Source organism: Tabrizicola sp. (assembly GCF_041919135.1).
Taxonomy (GTDB): domain Bacteria; phylum Pseudomonadota; class Alphaproteobacteria; order Rhodobacterales; family Rhodobacteraceae; genus Tabrizicola.
Map to the genome: position 1 here is coordinate 300,388 of NZ_JAYRUJ010000001.1, position 20,243 is coordinate 320,630.

The 20,243-nt window shown below is 68.7% G+C and carries 16 protein-coding genes and 1 pseudogene; 3 read left to right on the forward strand and 14 right to left on the reverse strand.

The window, feature by feature from the left end; translation table 11 throughout:
- Positions 1 to 76: 76 nt before the first annotated feature.
- The 11 genes from mraY to ACE3UA_RS01485 all read right to left on the reverse strand — a co-directional run bounded on the left by mraY (position 77) and on the right by ACE3UA_RS01485 (position 11,093).
- Positions 77 to 1,159: a phospho-N-acetylmuramoyl-pentapeptide-transferase gene (gene mraY / locus ACE3UA_RS01435; RefSeq protein WP_374641754.1), complete on the reverse strand. Its 1,083-nt coding sequence runs from the start codon at positions 1,157 to 1,159 to the stop codon at positions 77 to 79.
- Positions 1,160 to 2,590 (reverse strand): UDP-N-acetylmuramoyl-tripeptide--D-alanyl-D-alanine ligase, encoded by a 1,431-nt coding sequence (gene murF / locus ACE3UA_RS01440; RefSeq protein WP_374641756.1) that lies wholly within the window; start codon positions 2,588 to 2,590, stop codon positions 1,160 to 1,162.
- A complete protein-coding gene (locus ACE3UA_RS01445) occupies positions 2,590 to 4,071 on the reverse strand; it encodes a UDP-N-acetylmuramoyl-L-alanyl-D-glutamate--2,6-diaminopimelate ligase (RefSeq protein ID WP_374641758.1) in 1,482 nt (493 codons plus the stop codon). The genes murF and ACE3UA_RS01445 overlap by 1 nt, the downstream gene beginning before the upstream one ends.
- A 13-nt stretch (positions 4,072 to 4,084) precedes the next feature.
- Positions 4,085 to 5,878: a peptidoglycan D,D-transpeptidase FtsI family protein gene (locus ACE3UA_RS01450; RefSeq protein ID WP_374641760.1), complete on the reverse strand. Its 1,794-nt coding sequence runs from the start codon at positions 5,876 to 5,878 to the stop codon at positions 4,085 to 4,087.
- Positions 5,875 to 6,228 carry a cell division protein FtsL gene (locus ACE3UA_RS01455; RefSeq protein ID WP_374641762.1) on the reverse strand — a complete coding sequence of 118 codons (354 nt, stop codon included), beginning with the start codon at positions 6,226 to 6,228 and terminating at the stop codon, positions 5,875 to 5,877. Before ACE3UA_RS01455 ends, ACE3UA_RS01450 begins: the two co-directional genes overlap by 4 nt.
- Complete coding sequence (gene rsmH / locus ACE3UA_RS01460; RefSeq protein WP_374641764.1) at positions 6,228 to 7,232, reverse strand: 16S rRNA (cytosine(1402)-N(4))-methyltransferase RsmH; 1,005 nt, start codon at positions 7,230 to 7,232, stop codon at positions 6,228 to 6,230. Before rsmH ends, ACE3UA_RS01455 begins: the two co-directional genes overlap by 1 nt.
- Positions 7,233 to 7,236: 4 nt before the next feature.
- Positions 7,237 to 7,743, reverse strand: a complete 507-nt coding sequence (locus ACE3UA_RS01465) for a division/cell wall cluster transcriptional repressor MraZ (protein ID WP_374641766.1) — start codon at positions 7,741 to 7,743, stop codon at positions 7,237 to 7,239.
- Positions 7,744 to 8,348: 605 nt separating this feature from the next.
- The gene (locus tag ACE3UA_RS01470) at positions 8,349 to 8,954 is read right to left on the reverse strand and encodes a TetR/AcrR family transcriptional regulator (RefSeq protein WP_374641768.1); all 606 of its coding nucleotides are present in this window, start codon (positions 8,952 to 8,954) and stop codon (positions 8,349 to 8,351) included.
- 25 nt (positions 8,955 to 8,979) lie between these two features.
- Entirely contained in the window at positions 8,980 to 9,438 is a 459-nt protein-coding gene (locus tag ACE3UA_RS01475) for a VOC family protein (protein WP_374641770.1), read from the reverse strand.
- Between the two features lie 9 nt (positions 9,439 to 9,447).
- A complete protein-coding gene (locus tag ACE3UA_RS01480) occupies positions 9,448 to 9,924 on the reverse strand; it encodes a VOC family protein (RefSeq protein ID WP_374641772.1) in 477 nt (158 codons plus the stop codon).
- A gap of 95 nt (positions 9,925 to 10,019) precedes the next feature.
- A complete protein-coding gene (locus ACE3UA_RS01485) occupies positions 10,020 to 11,093 on the reverse strand; it encodes an Mrp/NBP35 family ATP-binding protein (RefSeq protein ID WP_374641774.1) in 1,074 nt (357 codons plus the stop codon).
- Between the two features lie 251 nt (positions 11,094 to 11,344).
- Between ACE3UA_RS01485 and ACE3UA_RS01490 the strand changes: the two genes are divergently transcribed.
- On the forward strand, positions 11,345 to 11,560 hold the full coding sequence (locus ACE3UA_RS01490; RefSeq protein WP_374641776.1) for a DUF1127 domain-containing protein: 216 nt from the start codon (positions 11,345 to 11,347) through the stop codon (positions 11,558 to 11,560).
- Between the two features lie 561 nt (positions 11,561 to 12,121).
- Positions 12,122 to 13,266 (forward strand): annotated as a pseudogene (locus tag ACE3UA_RS01495) (benzoate/H(+) symporter BenE family transporter).
- A 51-nt stretch (positions 13,267 to 13,317) separates the two neighbouring features.
- Here ACE3UA_RS01495 and ACE3UA_RS01500 read toward each other — a convergent pair.
- On the reverse strand, positions 13,318 to 15,690 hold the full coding sequence (locus tag ACE3UA_RS01500) for an ATP-dependent helicase (protein ID WP_374641778.1): 2,373 nt from the start codon (positions 15,688 to 15,690) through the stop codon (positions 13,318 to 13,320).
- A 199-nt stretch (positions 15,691 to 15,889) separates the two neighbouring features.
- Between ACE3UA_RS01500 and ACE3UA_RS01505 the strand changes: the two genes are divergently transcribed.
- Entirely contained in the window at positions 15,890 to 19,351 is a 3,462-nt protein-coding gene (locus ACE3UA_RS01505; RefSeq protein ID WP_374641781.1) for a pyruvate carboxylase, read from the forward strand.
- Positions 19,352 to 19,396: 45 nt separating this feature from the next.
- On the opposite strand, the gene ACE3UA_RS01510 is transcribed toward ACE3UA_RS01505, so the two are convergent.
- Both ACE3UA_RS01510 and ACE3UA_RS01515 read right to left on the reverse strand, forming a co-directional pair.
- Entirely contained in the window at positions 19,397 to 19,594 is a 198-nt protein-coding gene (locus tag ACE3UA_RS01510) for a CsbD family protein (RefSeq protein WP_374641783.1), read from the reverse strand.
- Positions 19,595 to 19,758: 164 nt separating this feature from the next.
- Positions 19,759 to 20,007 carry an EF-hand domain-containing protein gene (locus ACE3UA_RS01515; protein ID WP_374641785.1) on the reverse strand — a complete coding sequence of 83 codons (249 nt, stop codon included), beginning with the start codon at positions 20,005 to 20,007 and terminating at the stop codon, positions 19,759 to 19,761.
- Positions 20,008 to 20,243 lie beyond the last annotated feature (236 nt).

Genomic DNA, 20,243 nt, shown 5'->3' on the forward strand with positions numbered 1-20,243 from the left:
GTTTCCGCCGGGGCAACTTTGATCACGCTGGGGTTGCGCGCCCGGGCAGGGTGGGCGGGTCACCCACCCCATGCCTTCACCTGACCTTCAGCGTGGCGAGGCCGATCAGCGCCAGGATCACCGAAATGATCCAGAACCGGATCACGATCTGCGGCTCGGCCCAGCCCTTCTTCTCGAAATGGTGGTGGATCGGCGCCATCAGGAAGATGCGCTTCCTGGTGCGCTTGTAGTAGAGCACCTGGATGATCACGCTCAGCGCCTCGACCACGAAGAGGCCGCCGACGATGGCCAGCACGATCTCGTGCTTGGTGCAGACCGCGATCGCGCCCAGCGCGCCGCCCAGGGCCAGGCTGCCGGTATCGCCCATGAACACCGCCGCCGGGGGCGCGTTGTACCACAGGAAGCCGAGCCCGGCGCCGAAGAGGGCGGCGGTGAAGACCAGAAGGTCGCCGGTGCCGGGCACGAAATGCACGCCCAGGTATTCGGTGAAGTTCGAGTTGCCGACGACATAGGCGATGATCCCCAGCGTGCCGCCCGCGATCATCACCGGCATGATCGCCAGCCCGTCCAGCCCGTCGGTCAGGTTCACCGCATTGGCCGCGCCGACGATCACCACCATGCCGAAGGGCACGAAGAAGATGCCAAGGTCGAGAAGCGCGTCCTTGAAGAAGGGAAAGGCCAGCTGGTCGGTCAGGGCGGCGGGATGGAACATCGAGGCCGCATAGCTGGCCAGCGCCGCGATCAGCAGGCCCAGTCCCATGCGCAGCTTGCCCGAGACGCCCTTGGTGTTCTGCTTCGTCACCTTGGCATAGTCGTCGGCAAAGCCGATCAGGCCGAAGGCCAGCGTCACCAGGATCACGATCCAGACGAAGGGATTGTCGAGCCGCGCCCAGAGCAGCGTCGAGACCATCAGCGCCGAAAGGATCAGAAGCCCGCCCATCGTCGGGGTGCCGGCCTTGGACAGGTGGCTTTGCGGCCCGTCGTCGCGGATCGGCTGGCCCTTGCCCTGCTTGCGGCGCAGAAGGTCGATCAGCGGGCGGCCGAAGAGGAAACCGAAGACCAGCGCGGTCACGAAGGCCCCGCCGGCCCGGACGGTGATGTAGCGGAACAGGTTGAAGATGCCGCCGCCGTCAGCGAATTCGGCCAGCCAGTAGAACATTTACGGGGTTCCTTCCTTCGGGGCTGCGGCCTGCCCCATTTTCCGCAGCGCGTCAACGACCAGGCTGACCTTCGATCCCTTGGAGCCCTTCACAAGCAGGATATCCCCCGCGTCGATCAGGCTGCGGGCGCGGGCCGCCAGCTCGGCCGCGCCTTCGGTCCATTCGCCCCGCATCTGGCGCGGCAAGGCCGCGTGCAGCGCCCGCATCCGGGGGCCGACGCAATGGATCAGGTGGACCGCCGAAAGGCCGGGATGGCGGGCGATGGCTGCATGGAGGTCGATCTCGGTCGGGCCAAGTTCCAGCATGTCGCCAAGGATGGCGATGCGCCGCCCGCCGCCGACCCGGCCGATCCCGTCGGTGGGCCTTGCGGCGATGAGCACGTCCAGCGCCGCCGCCATCGAGGCCGGGTTGGCGTTGAAGGCGTCGTCGATCAGGTCGAAGAAGGTCTCCTCGACCAGATCCAGCACGATCCTCTCGCGTTGCCCCCGTCCGGCGGGCGGGGCCCAGCGGCCGAGGTCATGCGCCGAGATCATCGGGTCGGCCCCCAGCGCCTCGGCCGCGGCAAGGGCGCCCAGCGCGTTCAGCGCGAAATGGCGGCCGGGCGAGGCGACCTTGTAGAGGAGCGGCTCACCCCGGCGGGTGGCGCGGCAGACGGTGGTCTCGTCCACGATCCGCGCCTCGATCAGGCGGTAGTCGGCGGTCTCGGCCGCGCCGAAGGTGATGGGCGTTGCCCCCTGCGTCCCGGCCAGAAGGATCGGCGTGACGGGCAGGTCGGCGTTGACGATCGCGGTGCCGCCGGGCCTGAGCCCCTGGAAGATCGCGGCCTTTTCGCGAGCGATCTCGTCGACGCTGGCGAAAGCCTCCAGATGCGCGGGCGCGACGGTGGTGACCAGCGCCACGTCCAGCCGGGCCAGCCGCGCCAGCGGCGCGATCTCGCCGGGGTGGTTCATGCCGATCTCGATCACGGCGAAATCGGCGTCGGCGGGCATCCGGGCCAGGGTCAGCGGCACGCCCCAATGGTTGTTGTAGCTGGCTTCCGCGGCATGGGTCTTGCCCTGCCCGGACAGGATCGCGCGCAGCATCTCCTTGGTCGAGGTCTTGCCAACCGAGCCGGTGATGCCGACGACCTTCGCCTTCGTCCGCGCGCGGGCAAAGGCCCCCAGCGCCTCCAGCGCCCGCAGGACGTCGGGGACGACCAGCAGCGGCGCGTCCGGGGCCAGGCCTTCGGGGATGCGGGAGACGAGGGCGGCGGCGGCCCCCTTCGCCAGCGCCTGCGCCACGAAGTCATGCCCGTCGCGAAGGTCCTTCAGCGCGACGAAAAGGTCGCCCGCTTGCAGGGTGCGGGTGTCGATCGAGACGCCGGACGCCTGCCAGCCGGCGGTCAGGCGGCCCCCGGTGGCCCTGGCGGCATCGGCGGCGGTCCAGAGCATCAGATCACCCCGTCCAGGGCCGCCACCGCGACCGAGGCTTGCTCGACATCGTCGAAGGGATAGATGTCGGTCCCGACGATCTGCCCGCTTTCGTGGCCCTTGCCCGCGACCAGAAGCGCGTCGCCCGGTTGCAGGGCATCGACCGCGCGCAGGATCGCCTCGGCGCGGTCGCCGACCTCCTGCGCCTCGGGACAGGCGGCAAGGATCGCGGCGCGGATCGCGGCCGGGTCCTCGGTACGGGGGTTGTCGTCGGTGACATACAGCACATCGGCATGGGCCTTGGCGGCCGCGCCCATCAGCGGACGCTTGCTGCGGTCGCGGTCGCCGCCCGCGCCGAAGACGATGATGATCCGGCCCATCACATGCGGGCGCAGCGCCCGAAGCGCGGTCTCGATCGCATCGGGGGTATGGGCATAATCGACATAGACCGCCGCCCCGTTCCTGCGGGTGGCGGCCAGTTGCATCCGGCCGCGCACCCCGGTCAGGCGCGGCAGCACGGCCAGCACCGCGTCGGGCGCATCGCCGGCGGCAATCGCAAGGCCCGCCGCCACGGCGACATTCTCGGCCTGGAAGGCGCCGATCAGGTTCAGCCGGGTCTGGAACGCCCTGCCCTGCCACAGATAGCGCACCTCCTGCCCCGTCGCATCCGGCCTGGTCGCGGCGATCTGCAGGTCGGCGCCCGGCCCCTTGCCCACGGTCAGGACCCGCAGGCCGCGGGCCAGCGCAAGCTCGGCCATGTCGTCGCCGCGCGCGCCGTCGAGGTTGACCACGGCCACCCCGTCCTCGGGCAGGAGGCGGGTGAAAAGCTGGGCCTTGGCCTGGAAATAGGCCGCCATGGTGCCGTGATAGTCGAGGTGGTCCTGCGTCAGGTTGGTGAAGCCCGCCGCGCGCAGCCGCACCCCGTCCAGCCGGCGCTGGTCGACCCCGTGCGAGGAGGCCTCCATCGCCGCATGGGTCACGCCGCCCTGCGCCGCCGCCGCCAGAAGCTTTTGCAGCGTGATCGGGTCCGGCGTCGTATGCCCGGAGGGCGCGGTCCAGGCCCCCTCGATCCCGGTGGTGCCGATGTTGATCGCCTCATGCCCCAGCGCGGCCCAGATCTGGCGGGTGAAGGTCGCGACGCTGGTCTTGCCGTTGGTGCCGGTGACCGCGACCATCACCTCGGGCTGGGCGCCGAACCACAGCGCGGCCGCGCAGGCCAGCGCGGCGCGCGGGTCCTCGGCCAGGACCAGGGCCACGTCGCTGTCGGCCAGTTCTGCGGCCGCAAGCCGCGCCCCCTCGGCATCGGTCAGGATCGCGGCCGCGCCCTGCTCCAGCGCGGCGGGGATGAAGCGGGCGCCGTGGGTCGCGGTGCCGGGCAGTGCCGCGAAAAGCATCCCGGCCCGGACCGCACGGCTGTCCGCCGTCACCCCGGAAAGCGCCGGGTCGCGTCCGGCCCGGGCGGTCAGGCCCAGGTCCGATAGCCGTGTCGCGCGCGAAGTCATCCGCCGCCCCCTGTCAGTTGCTGGCGGCTGTTACCGCATCCGGAGCAGGGGGTTCAAGCTTGGGACGCAGCCCCATGAGCGGCGCGACGCGACGGATGATCTCGGAAGCAACCGGAACCGCGGTCCAGCCGGCGGTGCGGCGGGCCTGCGACAGCGTGGTGTCCATCGGCTCGTCCAGGGTCACGATCAGCACATATTGCGGGTTCGAGGCCGGAAACACCGAGGCGAAGGTGTTGACCACCTTGTCCTTGTAGTAGCCGCCGGTCTTCTTCGGCTTGTCCGCCGTCCCGGTCTTGCCCGCGACCTCGTAGCCCGGCACCTCGCCAAGGCTGGCGGTGCCTTCGGTCACCACGCGGCGCAGCATGGCGACGGAGTCGAGGGCGGTCTTTTCGCTCATCACCCGGACGCCGGTGGTCGGCCCCTCGCGTTTCAGAAGCGTGGGCTTGATCATCACCCCGCCGTTGGCGATCGCCGCATAGGCGGCGGCCAGGTGCATCGGGCTGGCCGACATGCCATGGCCGTAAGAGGTGGTGATGGTGACGATCTCGGGCCATTTCTTCGGGATCAGCGGCCGCGCGCCGGGGGCCTCGACCAGTTCCAGCGGCGTCGGCTCGAAGAAGCCGAGCGATTTCAGGAAGGCCTGCTGGCGCAGGGGGCCGATCATCAGCGCGATATGGGCGGTGCCGACGTTCGACGACTTGGCGATGACATCCGTCACCGACAGGAGGGGGCCGTAGTTCTTGCCCTCGAATTCCTTGATCTTGTGCTTGCCCCAGACCATCGGCGCATTGGCATCGACCATGGTGGTGGGCGAGACGAGGCCCAGTTCCATCGCCTGGGCCACGGCGAAGATCTTGAAGGTCGAGCCAAGCTCGTAGACGCCCTGCACCGCGCGGTTGAACAGCGGGCTGTCGCCGGGTTCGGCATTCTTGTCGACCAGCGGGTTCGGCCGGTCGTTGGGATCGAAATTCGGCAAGGAGGCCATGGCGAGGATCTCGCCGGTGCGCACGTCCATCAGGATCGCCGCCGCGCCCTTGGCGTTCAGCATCTGCATGCCGGCGAACAGGACTTCCTCGATCGTGGCCTGGATCGACAGGTCAAGCGAGAGGGTCAGCGCCCTGCCTGCCTGGGCCGGATCGCGCAGCCGCGCGTCCAGCGCCTTCTCGATGCCGGCGGTGCCGATCACCTCGGCCGAATGGACGCCCTCGGCCCCGAAGGAGGTGCCGCCGAGGACATGCGCGGCCAGCGTGCCGTTCGGGTAAAGCCGCATCTCGCGCGGGCCGAACAGAAGGCCGGGGTCGCCGATCTCGTGCACGAGCTGCATCTGTTCGGGGCTGAGGACCTTCTTGATCCAGACGAAGCTGCGCCCGTCGGTGAAGCGGCGCTCCAGCGCCTTGGCGTCGAGGTCGGGGAAGATTTCGGCCAGCTTCACCGCCACGCCCCTGGGGTCCACCATGACCTTGGGATGCGCGTATAGCGCGTGGGTGGTCATGTTGGTGGCCAGGATCCGGCCGTTGCGGTCGGTGATGTCGGCGCGCTGCGCGATGATCTCGGCCCCGGGGGCGGAGGCGCGCGGCTCCACCGGCTCGGTCGCGGCCATCAGGCCCATGCGGGCGCCGATCGCGCCGAAGGCCACGACGAAGCCCAGCGAGAGGAGGAGCAGCCGGAACTCGGCCCGCGAGCGCGATTTCTCGCGCATCGCCTCATGCCGCAGGCGCAGGTTCTCCTTCTCGATCTGGTCGGGATTCAGCCCGTCCTCGCGGGCTTGCAGGATCCGGGCGAGCGGTCGCAGCGGGGTGCGCATCAAAGGCCCTCCTCGATCGGTTCGGGTGCCTGGATGTCCACGGGCATGTCGATCTCGGGCAGGGTCTGGCGCGGGTAGGCGACCTGGGCCGCGGTGCCGAACTGACCCGGCTCCATCGGCAGCAGGCCGAGGCGGTCGAAGTTCACCGTCGCCAGTTCGCGCAGGCGGTCGGGGCGGTTGAGGTAGGCCCATTCCGCGCGCTGCACCGACAGGGCCTCGCGCAGGCCGACGATCTGGCGTTGCAGACCTTCGACCTCTTTCAGCGCGGCTTGCGTCGCATAGTTCTCGCGGTAGGCCCAGAAGCCCAGCGCGATCAGGGCGAGGAAGGAGAGGACATAAAGCACGGAGCGCATCAGCGGCGTCCTTTCGGTCGGATCTGCGGCACGCCGAGGTCGGCCGGGTCGATGGCCTGCGCGGGCGCGGCGGTGCGGCGGGCGACGCGGAGCTTGGCGGACCGGGCGCGGGGATTGCGGGCGATCTCGTCCTCGTCCGGGGCCACGGGTTTGCGGGTCACGAGGTCGAAGCGGGCCGTGGTGTCGGCCTTGGCCGGGGCATAGCGGTTGGCGTTCGCCTCATGGCCGCTGGCCAGCTGGAAGAACCGCTTCACGATCCGGTCCTCGAGGGAGTGGAAGGTGACGACGGCCAGGAGCCCACCGGGTTTCAGCGCGCGTTCGGCGGCGGCAAGTCCTTCGGCCAGTTCGGAAAACTCGGTGTTCACCGCGATGCGGATCGCCTGGAAGCTGCGGGTCGCGGGATGGCTTTGGCCGGGCTTCGGGCGCGGCAGGCAGCGGGCGACGATCTCGGCCAGCCGGGCGGTCGTGGTGATCGGCTCGACGCTGCGGGCGGCGGCGATGGCATGGGCGATCCGGCGCGAGGCGCGTTCCTCGCCGTAGTGATAGAGGATGTCGGCCAGCACGCCCTCATCCGCCGTGTTCACCAGATCGGCGGCGGAGGGGCCCGACTGGCTCATCCGCATGTCCAGGGGCCCGTCCTTCTGGAACGAGAACCCCCGCTCGGGCTGATCCAGCTGCATCGAACTGACGCCAAGGTCGAGCACCACCCCGTCCAGCGCCTCGCCGGCCAGCGAGTCGAGGTCCGAGAAGGTTCCCGCCACCAGCCGCAGCCGGTCGCCATGGTCGGCGGCCCAGCCAGCCGCCATCTCCAGCGCCAGCGGGTCGCGGTCGATGCCGATCACCCGCTCTGCCCCGGCGGCCAGGAGGGCGCGGGTATAGCCCCCTGCCCCCAGGGTCCCGTCCAGCCAGACGCCGGACACGGGGGAACATTCCCGCAGGATCGCGTCGATCAATACCGGGATATGCGGGTCTTCGGAGGGGCGGCCTGGCAGCGGAGCCGACATGTCCCTACCCCGTCCGCTTGTGCCGCCCGACAAGGGTCAGCGGGTCGATGTCGTCGTCCTCGTCGTCCTCGGCCAGTTCGGCGTCATAGACTTCGCGGCGATAGAGGCGGAAGCGGTTGGTGAAGCCGGCGAAGGCGGCCTCGGCGTCCGGGGGCAGGTCGCCCGCAAAGCCCATCTTCTCGCGCACGCGCGGGGGCAGGACGATGCGGCCGTCGGCGTCGATCTCGACCATCACCGAGCGGCTGATCAGGTCGCGCTCGGCGCGGGTGCGCTCGGGCGAGCCCATTTCCATCGCCTCGATATCCTCGGCCAGCCGGTCGGCGCCGCGCTTGGAATAGCATTCGACGAAGGTCCGCGCCTTGCCGCCGTAGACCAGGTAGAGGCGCGCGCCGCCCTTCTCGCCCTTCTGGGGATCGTCGGCATTCAGGATGGCGCGGAAGGCGGCCGGGATCGAAACCCGGGCCTTGGCATCTACCTTCTGGTAGAACTCGCCTCTGAACGCCTCTGCCATGCCTTGCGGCCTTCCAAAATGTCCGTCGAGCCCGGGGCGATGGAATGAAAAAGGCGGATCGGGTTGCTGCCACTACCCGATCCGCCGCTGTCCCATCGCTGGGCGTCCAGCTACGCGCGCCACCTGGGGGAGATGTCTGCTCGCTCGCGCGCCGGATCTGTGTCGCCGATGAAAGGGGCTGCCTGTATGAAGGTGCCTTACGCCTTGGTTCGGGGTCTTTTAGCCGCCCCTGCCATTCACTGCCCATCGCATCGTCGTGAACTCAAGGTGCATGGGATTACATGGGAACGCAAGGGAAAATTTGGGCGGCGAGCCCTGCATCTTGTGCCCGCAGGGGGCGGAGTCCAGCATTTTGTATTGGATTTCGCGGCGGAATTCCAAACTGTAGGAAGAACCTCTCAAGAACCACGCTAGATATTGTGGGCTGTTCACGGCAGATGACGGTCCCGTGATTTCCCGGAATTCGGGTAGAGAGATTGGAAGTCTTCGGCAAAATCCGGGGTGATCCACCGTTCCCGCCCGGAATCACCCGCCATGGCAAGGGCTTTGACCGCCCTTTCCCATGAAATCCCGGAGCCTGTGATTCGAACGCCCCGGCAGGCCCGTCAGGCCGGGCGGCCGAACAGAAGCCGCAGGTAGCGTTCCAGATGGTCGAAGGCCTCACGCGCGGGGGCGGGGTCGTCCAGCGCCTTGGCCAGCACGATCCCGCCTTGCACCGCGACCTGGAACATGCGGCCCAGGCTTTCGGCCGTCACCCCCGGCACCGGATGCGCGGCAAGGACGGCGGCGAGGTGGGCGCGGACATGGTCGACGCCCGAGCGGAGGCTGGCCGCCGCCGCCGCCCGGATCGGGGGCGAGCTTTCATAGGCCTCCTGCACCGTGGTTCCGGCGACGCAGGAAAACTCGGGGATCGGCAGTTCCAGAAGCTGGCGCCGCAGGTCGAGATAGGCCAGCACCCGGTCCAGCGGGTCGGGCAGGCTGTTGTAGGGATGGGCCGCGAACATCGCGCCGGTGGTTTCGGTCCAGTCCTCGATCAGGGCGACGCCCAGCGCCTCTTTCGACGGGAAATGGTGGAAGAAGGCGCCCTTGGTCACCCCGGCGGCGGCGCAGAGGTCGTCGACGCTGGTGGCGGCAAAGCCCTTGTGCCGGACAAGGGAACGCGCGGCCTCGATCAGCCGCGCGCGCGCCTCGCCCCGTGGAACCCGGGCCATTTCCGTCACCCTGCCGCGCCTGTCGTCATGATCCCTTGTCCCAGAGCGCGGGATCGGGTGTCAACAAGGCCCATTTCAGCCCGAAAGGATCGGCCAGGAGGCCCCAGGTATCGCCCCAGAACTGCCGCTCATAGGGGGCGAGCACCGTGCAGCCCGCCGCGACCGCCCGGTCCCACCACATCTGCCCGTCCGGCACGACCAGTTGCAGATGCCCGCGCGGCATCGCGCTGTCCGAGGCCTGGGTGCCCGACATGTCGCTGTAGTCGGTCAGCATCAGCGCGCCGCCGTTGATCTCGAGTTGCAGGTGCATGAACTTGTCCGGCTCTCCCTCCATCGGCATCCGGCCGATGTCGCGGGCGGCGAAGGCCTTCTCGTAGAAGGCGGCCGCCGCGCCGCATTGGCCGGCGAGGCCGAGATAGGGGATCACGCCCTGCATGATCCGGTCGCCGGGGCGATAGCGTTGCTCTTGCGGAATGTCGGTCATCCTGGCCCCCTATGCCGCCGCGGCCTGGACGGCGGCCAGGTCGATCTTGCCCATGTGCATCACCGCCGCCAGCGCCCGCTCGGCCCGGGCGCGGTCGGGCTGCAGCATCAGGCGCGAGACCTCGGCCGGGACCACCTGCCAAGACAGGCCGTAGCGGTCCTTCAGCCAGCCGCAGGGGCCGTGGCTGCCCCCATTGGCGGCCAGCGCCTCCCACAGGCGGTCGGTCTCGGCCTGGTCGGGGGTCTCGACCATGATCGAGACGCATTCGGAGAGCGGGAACATCGGGCCCGCGTCAAGGATCTGGTAGGGCACGCCGCGCAGGATGAAATCCACCACCTCGAAATGCATGTTGCCATCGGGGCCGCCGTTGTCGCTGGCGTAGAAGCCGGTGACGCGGCTGTCGGGAATAAGGGAACAGTAGAACTCGGCGGCCTCGCGGCCACGGCCGTTGAACCACAGGACGGTACGGATCGGTTGGGTCATCATCTGGTCCTCCTCTCGCCATAACGATACCAACCAGTCGGTATGTTTACAATGGCGAAGAAACCCCGGCAGCGGAAAGCTGCCGGGGTCGGGGTGGGTCAGGCCATGCCGCCGGCGATCAGGCGGCGGGCAAGGGCGCGGTAGGGCTCGGCCAGCGGGCTGTCGGTCACGGCGATGGGGGTGCCGCTGTCGCCGGCCACGCGGACGTCCAGGGCCAGCGGCAGCTCGCCCAGGAAGGGCAGGTCCAGCTTTCTGGCCTCGGTCGCGACGCCGCCATGGCCGAAGATCGGCGTGACATGGCCGCAGTTCGGGCAGCAGAAGGTGGACATGTTCTCGATCAGGCCCAGGACCGGAGTCTTCAGCTTGGCGAACATGTCCAGCGCCTTGCGCGCGTCCAGCAGCGCCACGTCCTGCGGGGTGGAGACGACCAGCGCCCCGGTCAGTTGCGTGCGCTGCGCCAGCGTCAGCTGCACATCCCCCGTTCCCGGCGGCAGGTCGATGATCAGGATATCCAGCTTGCCCCAGGCCACCTGCCCCAGAAGCTGCTGCAGCGCCCCCATCAGCATCGGCCCGCGCCAGACCACCGCCTCGCCTTCCTTCAGCATCAGGCCGATCGACATCATGGTGACGCCATGCGCGACCAAGGGCTCGATCGTCTTGCCATCGGGCGAGGCGGGACGCTGGCTCACCCCCATCATCTTCGGCTGGCTCGGCCCGTAGATGTCGGCGTCCAGCAGCCCGACCCGCCGCCCTTCGCGCGCCAGCGCCACGGCGAGGTTCGAGGCCACGGTGGACTTGCCCACGCCGCCCTTGCCCGAGGCGATGGCGATGATCCGGTCGATCCCCGAGATCCGCTGCGGCCCGCCCTGCTGCGGCGTCGGGTGCTGGCCGATCTTCAGGCTGGGCGGGGCGGCCTTGGGCGCCGGGCCATGCGCCGTCATCACCACCTGGACCGAGGTCACGCCGGGCAGCGCCTTCAGCCGCGCCTCGGCCTCGGCCTGGACGGGGCCCAGCGCACGGGCCTCGTCCGGCGTCGCCGCCTCGATCACGAAGCGGACCGTGCCGCCCTCGACCGTCAGGGCGCGAATCAGGTCGCGGCCGACCAGATCCCCCCCGCCGGGCAGCGGAACCCCCGCCAGAACCCGCGCCACCGCTTCCCGATCGAGTGCCATCGCATCCCCCGCCATCGAACTCCTGACCCTTATCGTCGTGATTATCGCGCAGAGAGGCAAGGCCTGTTGACCAGTTGCTCAAAATTTCGGCGAAGGCATTAAAAAAGCAGGAATATTTCGCGACCAGAGCCATGCGGATGCCGCATGGCAGCATTGCAGCTGGGAGCTATTGTGCAGTTGCAGCATAAGGTCCATCTTGCCTCCAACAGCGCAACAGAACGTCGCTGAAGCACTACAGAGGCTAAACCGAGATGGCATACGTCAACAGCACCCGCGTCGCCCAGAAAGGTCTTCTCGACCGTCTGGCCGACCTCAAGGACCGCGTCCTGGCCGCGATCCAGGCCCGCAGGCTCTATGCCCAGACCGTGGCCGAACTGAACGCCCTGAGCGACCGCGAACTCGCGGACCTCGGCATCAGCCGGCTCGGCATCGTCGAAGTGGCGCGCGAGGCCGCCTTCGGCAAGTAAGGTTTCGTGAAGGCCCCCTTCTCCTCCCTGGGGCCTGTGCGATCGGCGGCGATGCCCTCCTCCTCCCTGGCATCGCCGCCCCTTCCCTTCGGGGGCACCAGCCCCCAGAGATCCGGGTGACCCTCTCCTCCTCCCTTGGGTCATCTGGCGGCGGCGGCCCCTCTCCTCCTCCCTCGGGGTCGCCGCACAAACCATCCGGGCCGTCATGGCCCAGCGATTGGACGCCCCCTCCTCCTCCCTGGGGCGTTCGATACCGCGGCGGCGCCTCTCCTCCTCCCAGGCGCTGCCGCCCCCATTCGGGCCGTCATGGCCCAGAGATTGGACGTCCCCTCCTCCTCCCTGGGGCGTTCGATACCGCGGTGGCGCCCCTCCTCCTCCCGGGCGCTGCCGCCCCCATCCGGGGCCCTGCGCCCCACCGGCTTCGGGTGCCCTCTCCTCCTCCCTTGGGCATCTGGACCTGCGGCGGCCCCTCTCCTCCTCCCTCGGGGTCGCCGCCCCTCTCCCCCCTTGCAGCCCTGCCCCCGCCACCGGATAGTCCGCCCGGATGCGTTCGGGGGTGACATGCGGGTTTCGGTGATTTCGGCGGCGGCGGTCGCGTCCCTGGTGGGCTACGCGGCAAGCGTGGCCATCGTGCTGGCCGCAGCCACGGCGCTGGGGGCGACGGAGGCGCAGGCGGCAAGCTGGCTTCTGGCGGTGTCGCTGGCCAAGGCGGCGGGATCGGCCTTCCTGTCCTTCCGCTACCGGGTGCCGGTGGTGCTGGCCTGGTCCACCCCCGGCGCCGCGCTGATCGCCGCGACCGAGGGCATCACCCTGGCCGAGGGCGTGGGCGCCTTCATCGTCGCCGGCCTCATGATCGCCGCCACAGGCCTGATCCGGCCGCTGGGCGCGCTGGTCGCCCGCATCCCCGACGGAATCGCGGCCGGGATGCTGGCGGGCGTGCTCCTGCCGTTCTGCCTGAAAGGCGCCGGTGCGGCCGAGGCTCTTCCCGCCGTGGTCCTGCCGATGATCGCGGTCTTTCTTCTGGTGCGGCTGCTCAACCCCGCGCTGGCCGTGCTGGCGGCCTTCGCCACCGGCATCCTGCTGGCGCTTTTCGCGGGGGCGGATGTCTCGACCCTCGCCCTTGCCGCGCCGGTGCTGGAGCCGGTCGCCCCCGAGTTCCGGCTCTCGGTCCTGCTCGGCCTCGGCCTGCCGCTCTATCTTGTCACCATGGCCTCGCAGAACCTGCCCGGCTTCGCCACCCTGCGCGCGGCGGGATACGAGCCGCCGGTCACGCCGGCGCTGACGGTGACGGGGCTTCTGTCGGCGGTGACGGCCCCATTCGGGGCGCATACGGTCAGCATGGCGGCGATCACGGCGGCGATCTGCCTTGGCCCCGATGTCCATCCCGAGAAGGAACGACGCTGGGTGGTGGGCCTGGCCTATGCCGGAGCCTGGGTGATTCTGGGATTGCTGAGCCGACGGTGCTGCAACTGCTGGCCGCGCTGCCCGGCCCGGTGATTCTGGCGCTGGTGGCGCTGGCGCTGCTGTCACCGCTGATGGGCGCGCTGACGGCGGGGTTCGCCTTGCCCGAACAGCGATTCGCGGCGGTGCTGACCCTGGCGGTCACCGCCTCGGGCGTCGCGGCCTTCGGGATCGGCGCGGCCTTCTGGGGCCTGGTCGCCGGGATCGGCGCGCAGGGGCTGGACCGCCTGAAATCCGGGCGCTGAACGATTTCCGAACGGAAATCGTGCCGAATTCCGTTCGGAATTCGGTTGCGCCTAGAAGGGAACCTCGTCCACCTGATCGGCCGGGATCACCCAGCGGGCGACCACCTTCTTCAGCCCGGCGCGGTCGAATTCCACATCCAGCTTGTCGCCCTCGATCCCGATGATCTCGCCGTAGCCGAACTTCTGGTGGAACACCCGGTCGCCCAGCACATAGGGCGACACGGCCTCGGCATCGATCACCATGTGCCGCGCTTCCGCAGGCTGGCGGACCGGGCGGTGCGACTGGTTCTCCTGCATCCGGCGCCAGCCCGGCGAGTTGTAGACATCGGCCTTCGACACCCTGTCTTCCAGGCTGGACCCGAAGCCGACCTGCGCCGCCGCGCCATAGCCGCCGCCATACAGGCCGGGGGCGGTCAGCACCTCGACATGCTCGGGCGGAAGCTCGTCGATGAAGCGGCTGGGAAGCTGGCTTTGCCACTGGCCATAGACCCGCCGGTTCGAGGCGAAGCTGATCGTGCAAAGCTCCTCGGCCCGGGTGATGCCGACATAGGCCAGCCGCCGTTCCTCCTCCAGCCCCTTCACGCCCGATTCGTCCATGCTGCGCTGGCTGGGGAAAAGCCCGTCCTCCCAGCCGGGCAGGAAGACCACCGGAAACTCCAGCCCCTTGGCGGCGTGCAGGGTCATGATCGTGACCTTCTCCTCCGCCCCCTCCTGATCGTTGTCCATGATCAGGCTGACATGTTCCAGGAAGCCCTGCAGGTTCTCGAACTGCTCCAGCGCCTTCACCAGTTCCTTGAGGTTGTCGAGCCGCCCCGGCGCCTCGGGCGTCTTGTCGTTCTGCCACATCCCGGTGTAGCCCGATTCGTCCAGGATCGTCTCGGCCAGCCGGATGTGGTCGTATTCGGGGTGCAGCGTCGCGAGGTGCCAGCGGTCCACCCCCTCGACGAAGGCCCGCAGCTGCGCCGCCCCCTTCCCCGGGATCACCCCCTTCGCCAAAGCCTCCCGCGCACCGTCCAGCAGCGAGACCCCAGCCTCGCGTGCCAGCACGTTGATCTTCGATTGCGCGGTGTCGCCAAGGCCGCGCTTCGGCAGGTTCACCACGCGCTCGAAGGCGAGGTCATCCTCGGGCGAGACCGCCAGCCGGAAATAGGCCATGGCGTCGCGGATTTCCTGGCGTTCATAGAACCTTGGCCCCCCGATCACCCGGTAGGGCAGGCCGATGGTCAGGAAACGGTCCTCGAAGGCGCGCATCTGGTGGCTGGCGCGGACGAGGATTGCCTGCCGGTCCAGGTCCACCGGCTCCATCCCCCTTGTGCCGCGCTGGATCGCCTCGATCTCCTCGCCGATCCAGCGCGCCTCCTCCTCGCCGTCCCAATGGCCGATCAGCCGCACCTTCTCGCCCAGTTCCCCGGCGGTCCACAGCGTCTTGCCCAGCCGGCCGTTGTTCCTGGCGATCACCCCCGAGGCGGCGGCGAGGATATGGCCGGTCGAGCGGTAGTTCTGCTCCAGCCGGATCACCTGCGCGCCGGGGAAGTCCTTCTCGAAACGCAGGATGTTGCCGACCTCGGCCCCGCGCCAGCCGTAGATCGACTGGTCGTCGTCGCCGACGCAGCAGATGTTCCGGTGCGCCTGCGCAAGGAGCCGCAGCCAGAGATACTGGGCGACGTTGGTGTCCTGGTATTCGTCGACCAGGATGTAGGGGAACCGGCGCTGATACTGTTGCAGCACGTCCGGGTGGTTCTGGAAGATCGTCACGCAGTGCAGCAGGAGGTCGCCGAAATCGGTGGCGTTCAGCGTCTTCAGCCGCTCCTGATAGGCTGCGTAAAGCTCGGTTCCCCGGTTGTTGTAGGCGGAGGCCTCGGAGGACGGCACCTTCTCGGGCGTCCAGGCGCGGTTCTTCCAGCCGTCGATCAGCCCGGCCAACATCCGGGCCGGCCAGCGTTTTTCGTCGATGTTCGCCGCCAGGACCAACTGCTTCAGCAGCCGCAGCTGGTCGTCGGTGTCCAGGATGGTGAAGTTCGGCTTCAGTCCCACCAGCTCGGCATGGCGGCGGAGAATCTTGACGGACAGCGAGTGGAAGGTGCCCATCCAGGGCATCCCTTCGGCCACCTCGCCCAACAGGCGCCCCACCCGCTCCTTCATCTCTCGCGCGGCCTTGTTGGTGAAGGTGACGGCCAGGATTTCGTTCGGGCGCACCTGCCGCTGGCGCAGCAGATGAACGATGCGGGCGGTCAACGCCTTGGTCTTCCCCGTCCCCGCCCCGGCCAGCATCAGCACGGGGCCGTCCAGCGCCTCGACCGCCGCGCGTTGGGCGGGGTTCAGGTCGTCCAGATAGGGCGCAGGCCGCCCCGCCATCGCCCGCTGCGACAGCGGCACCGGGGCGGCGGCGGCCGCGAATGCCTCGTCTTCATCCCATCCGTTCATCCCGCCAGTATATACGCATCCCCGGCCGGGGGAAGGCCCGCGTTCACCGATTGTTCAGGCCCCGCATCCCGTCGCATGGCCGCGCCGAAACCGCGCAGCGGCGGACTGTCGCATTTCGGTCGGAAAACGGCGGCAAACCCCCTTGTGCTGCACCGCAGCGCCCCTAATCTGCCCCCGTTCTGCCCCGGGGAGGCCGCCAATGCCTGAGTTCAAGAAGATCCTGATCGCCAACCGCGGCGAGATCGCCATCCGCGTGATGCGCGCCGCGAACGAGCTTGGGAAGCGCACCGTCGCGGTCTATGCCGAAGAGGACAAGCTAGGCCTGCACCGCTTCAAGGCCGACGAGGCCTACCGCATCGGCGAGGGCCTGTCGCCGGTGGGCGCCTATCTCTCGATCCCCGAGATCATCCGGGTCGCCAAGATGTCGGGCGCGGATGCGGTGCATCCGGGCTATGGCCTGCTCTCCGAGAACCCCGATTTCGTCGAGGCCTGCGACCAGGCCGGCATCACCTTCATCGGTCCGCAGGCCGAGACGATGCGCGCCCTTGGCGACAAGGCCAGCGCCCGGCGCGTCGCGGTGGCGGCGGGCGTGCCCGTCATCCCGGCGACCGAGGTGCTGGGCGACGACATGGCGAAGATCAAGAAGCAGGCCAGGGAGATCGGCTATCCGCTGATGCTCAAGGCCAGCTGGGGTGGCGGCGGACGCGGGATGCGCCCGATCCTCTCCGAGGACGAGCTGGAGGCCAAGGTCCGCGAGGGCCGGCGCGAGGCCGAGGCCGCCTTCGGCAATGGCGAGGGCTACCTGGAAAAGATGATCCTGCGCGCCCGCCACGTCGAGGTGCAGATCCTGGGCGACAAGGCAGGCAATGTCTGGCACCTGTGGGAACGCGACTGCACCGTGCAGCGCCGCAACCAGAAGGTGGTCGAACGCGCCCCCGCGCCCTACCTCACGCAGGAACAGCGCGAGGAAGTCTGCGAGATGGCCAAGCGCATCTGTTCCCATGTGAACTATGAATGCGCCGGCACCGTCGAATTCCTGATGGATATGGACGAGGGCAAGTTCTACTTCATCGAGGTGAACCCCCGCGTCCAGGTCGAGCATACCGTCACCGAGGAAGTGACCGGCATCGACATCGTCCAGGCCCAGATCCTGATCGAGGAAGGCAAGACCCTGTCCGAGGCGACGGGCGTGGCCAGCCAGGCGGAGGTCAAGCTGAACGGCCATGCGCTGCAGTGCCGCGTCACCACCGAGGATCCGCTGAACAACTTCATCCCGGACTATGGCCGCCTGACCGCCTATCGCTCGGCGACCGGCAACGGCATCCGGCTGGACGGCGGCACGGCCTATGCCGGCTCGGTCATCACGCGCTATTATGATTCGCTGCTGGTGAAGGTCACCGCCCATGCCCAGACGCCGGAAAAGGCGATCAGCCGGATGGACCGCGCGCTGCGCGAATTCCGCATCCGCGGCGTGGCCACGAACATCGAGTTCGTGATCAACCTGCTGAAGCACCCGACCTTCCTGGACGACACCTATACGACCAAGTTCATCGACACGACGCCCGAGCTGTTCAACTTCAAGCGCCGCAAGGACCGGGCGACCAAGATCCTGACCTATATCGCCGACATCACGGTCAACGGTCACCCCGAGACCGCGGGCCGCGCCCTGCCCCCGGCCGAGGCCCGCGCCGCGAAGCCCCCGGCGCTGAAGGCGGAACCGGCCTATGGCACGCGCAACCTGCTGGAGCAGAAGGGCCCGCAGGCCGTCGCCGACTGGATGAAGGCGCAGACCAAGGTGCTGCTCACCGACACCACGATGCGCGACGGGCACCAGTCCCTGCTGGCGACCCGGATGCGGTCCTTCGACATGATCCGCGTGGCCCCGGCCTATGCCGCGAACCTGCCGCAGCTCTTCTCGGTCGAATGCTGGGGCGGCGCCACCTTCGACGTGGCCTACCGCTTCCTGCAGGAATGCCCCTGGCAGCGGCTCCGCGACCTACGGGCGGCGATGCCGAACCTGATGACGCAGATGCTGCTGCGCGCCTCGAACGGGGTGGGCTATACCAACTATCCCGACAATGTGGTGCAGGCCTTCGTGAAACAGGCGGCCGCCAGCGGGGTGGACGTGTTCCGCGTCTTCGACAGCCTGAACTGGGTCGAGAACATGCGCGTCGCCATGGACGCCGTGGTCGAGGCCGGCAAGGTCTGCGAGGGCACGATCTGCTATACCGGCGACCTTCTCGACCCGTCGCGGCCGAAGTACGACCTGAAGTACTACGTCGCAATGGGCAAGGAACTGAAGGCCGCCGGCGCGCATGTGCTGGGGCTGAAGGACATGGCGGGCCTGCTGAAACCCGCCGCCGCCCGCGTGCTGGTCAAGGCGCTGAAGCAGGAGGTCGGCCTGCCGATCCACTTCCACACCCATGACACCTCGGGCGCGGGGGCGGCGACGATCCTGGCCGCCTGCGACGCGGGCGTGGATGCGGTGGACGCGGCGATGGACGCCTTCTCGGGCGGGACCTCGCAGCCCTGCCTCGGCTCGATCGTCGAGGCGCTGCGCCATACCGAGCGCGACACCGGCCTCGACATCGCCGCGATCCGCGAGATCTCGAACTACTGGGAAGGCGTGCGCAAGCAATACGCCGCCTTCGAATCGGGCCTGCCCGCCCCGGCCTCCGAGGTCTACCTGCACGAGATGCCGGGCGGCCAGTTCACCAACCTCAAGGCCCAGGCCCGCAGTCTCGGCCTGGAAGAACGCTGGCACGAGGTGGCGCAGGCCTATGCCGATGCGAACCGGATGTTCGGCGACATCGTGAAGGTGACGCCTTCGTCCAAGGTGGTGGGCGACATGGCGCTGATGATGGTGGCCCAGGGCCTGACCCGCGCCCAGGTCGAGGATCCGGCCGTGGACGTGGCCTTCCCCGAATCCGTGGTGGACATGCTGAAGGGCAACCTCGGCCAGCCCCCCGGCGGCTGGCCGGCAGGGATCCTGAAGAAGGTGCTGAAGGGCGACAAGCCGATCACGGAACGCCCCGGCGCCTCGCTCGCCCCGGTGAACCTCGACGCCGCGCGGCAGAAGCTCGCCGCCGAGATGAAGGCCGGCGCGGAAGAGGCCGAGGATGCCCAGGTCGATGAAGAGGACCTGAACGGCTACCTGATGTATCCCAAGGTCTTCATGGACTATCGCGCCAGGCACCGGATCTATGGCCCGGTGCGGGTCCTGCCGACGCGGACCTTCTTCTACGGGATGCAGCCCGGAGACGAGATCAGCGCCGAGATCGACCCCGGCAAGACGCTGGAGATCCGCCTGCAGGCGGTCAGCGAGACCACGGACGAGGGCGAGGTCCGCGTCTTCTTCGAGCTGAACGGCCAGCCCCGGGTGATCCGGGTGCCGAACCGCGCGGTGAAGGCCAAGACCGCCGCCCGCCCCAAGGCGGCCGAGGGCAATCCGGCCCATGTCGGCGCGCCGATGCCCGGTTCCATCGCCTCCGTCGCGGTGTCCGTGGGGCAGAAGGTGCGCGCGGGCGACCTCTTGCTGACGATCGAGGCGATGAAGATGGAAACCGGCCTGCACGCCGACCGCGAGGCGCTGGTGAAGGCGATCCACGTCCATCCCGGCGCGCAGATCGAGGCCAAGGACCTGCTGGTCGAACTGGAGTGAAGGCGCAGGGTGGGTGATTCACCCACCCTGCCTGCCGGGCCCCGGTCAGAAACGGTCGAAGAAGTTGCTGACTTCCCGCTCGGCCTCGTCCCGGGTGCGGCCGTACCGCTCCTGGATCAGGCCAGACAGCTTGTCCTTGTGGCCCTCGGCGATGTCGAGTTCGTCATCGGTCAGCTTGCCCCACATGATCTTGGCCTCGCCCTTCATCTGCTTCCACTTGCCGGCGATCTGGTCGTTGTTCATCTCGCGTCTCCTTTGCTGCGCGCCGCGACCTTGCGGCGCCATGCCGGACTGACGCGCGCCCCCTGCCCCCGGTTCCGGCCCCCGCGCCCGCTCGGCGGCATCCGGCCACAGGAAAGGGGCCGCCCCTCTCGGGACGGCCCCTCGTCCGGTCAACCGGATGTGGCTCAGGCGGCGAAGGCGCCGGCGTCCACAGCGGCTTTCAGCTCGTCAGCCGACAGTTCGCCCGAAGCGTCGGTGTCGGCGGCCTTGAAGGTCTCTTCGGTCACGGCGGCGTAGACAGCCTGGACTTCGGCCAGCGAGAAGGTGCCGTTGGCGTCGGTGTCCACGACTTCCGCAGCCGGAGCGGCTTCTTGAGCGAAAGCGGTGGCGGCGGTCAGGGCCGAAGCGGCCAGAACGAGAGCGAACTTCTTCATTTACTTTCTCCAGAATGCGGCGACGCAGCGAAGTGCGGCCGCGCAAGAAGGCCCGATGCCTTCGCCGCGCAAGTTATTAGGATCATTGCCAGATACCAGACTGTTGCAATATCTTCACGCCGGTTTTACCGGCGCATTTCCCCCATTGACGCTGCGCGCGCACTGGTGCTGGTGGGCGGATTGCCCTTTCGCAAAATGCCCCTCCCGACGCCTGAGTCGCAGAAATTTTCGCGTTC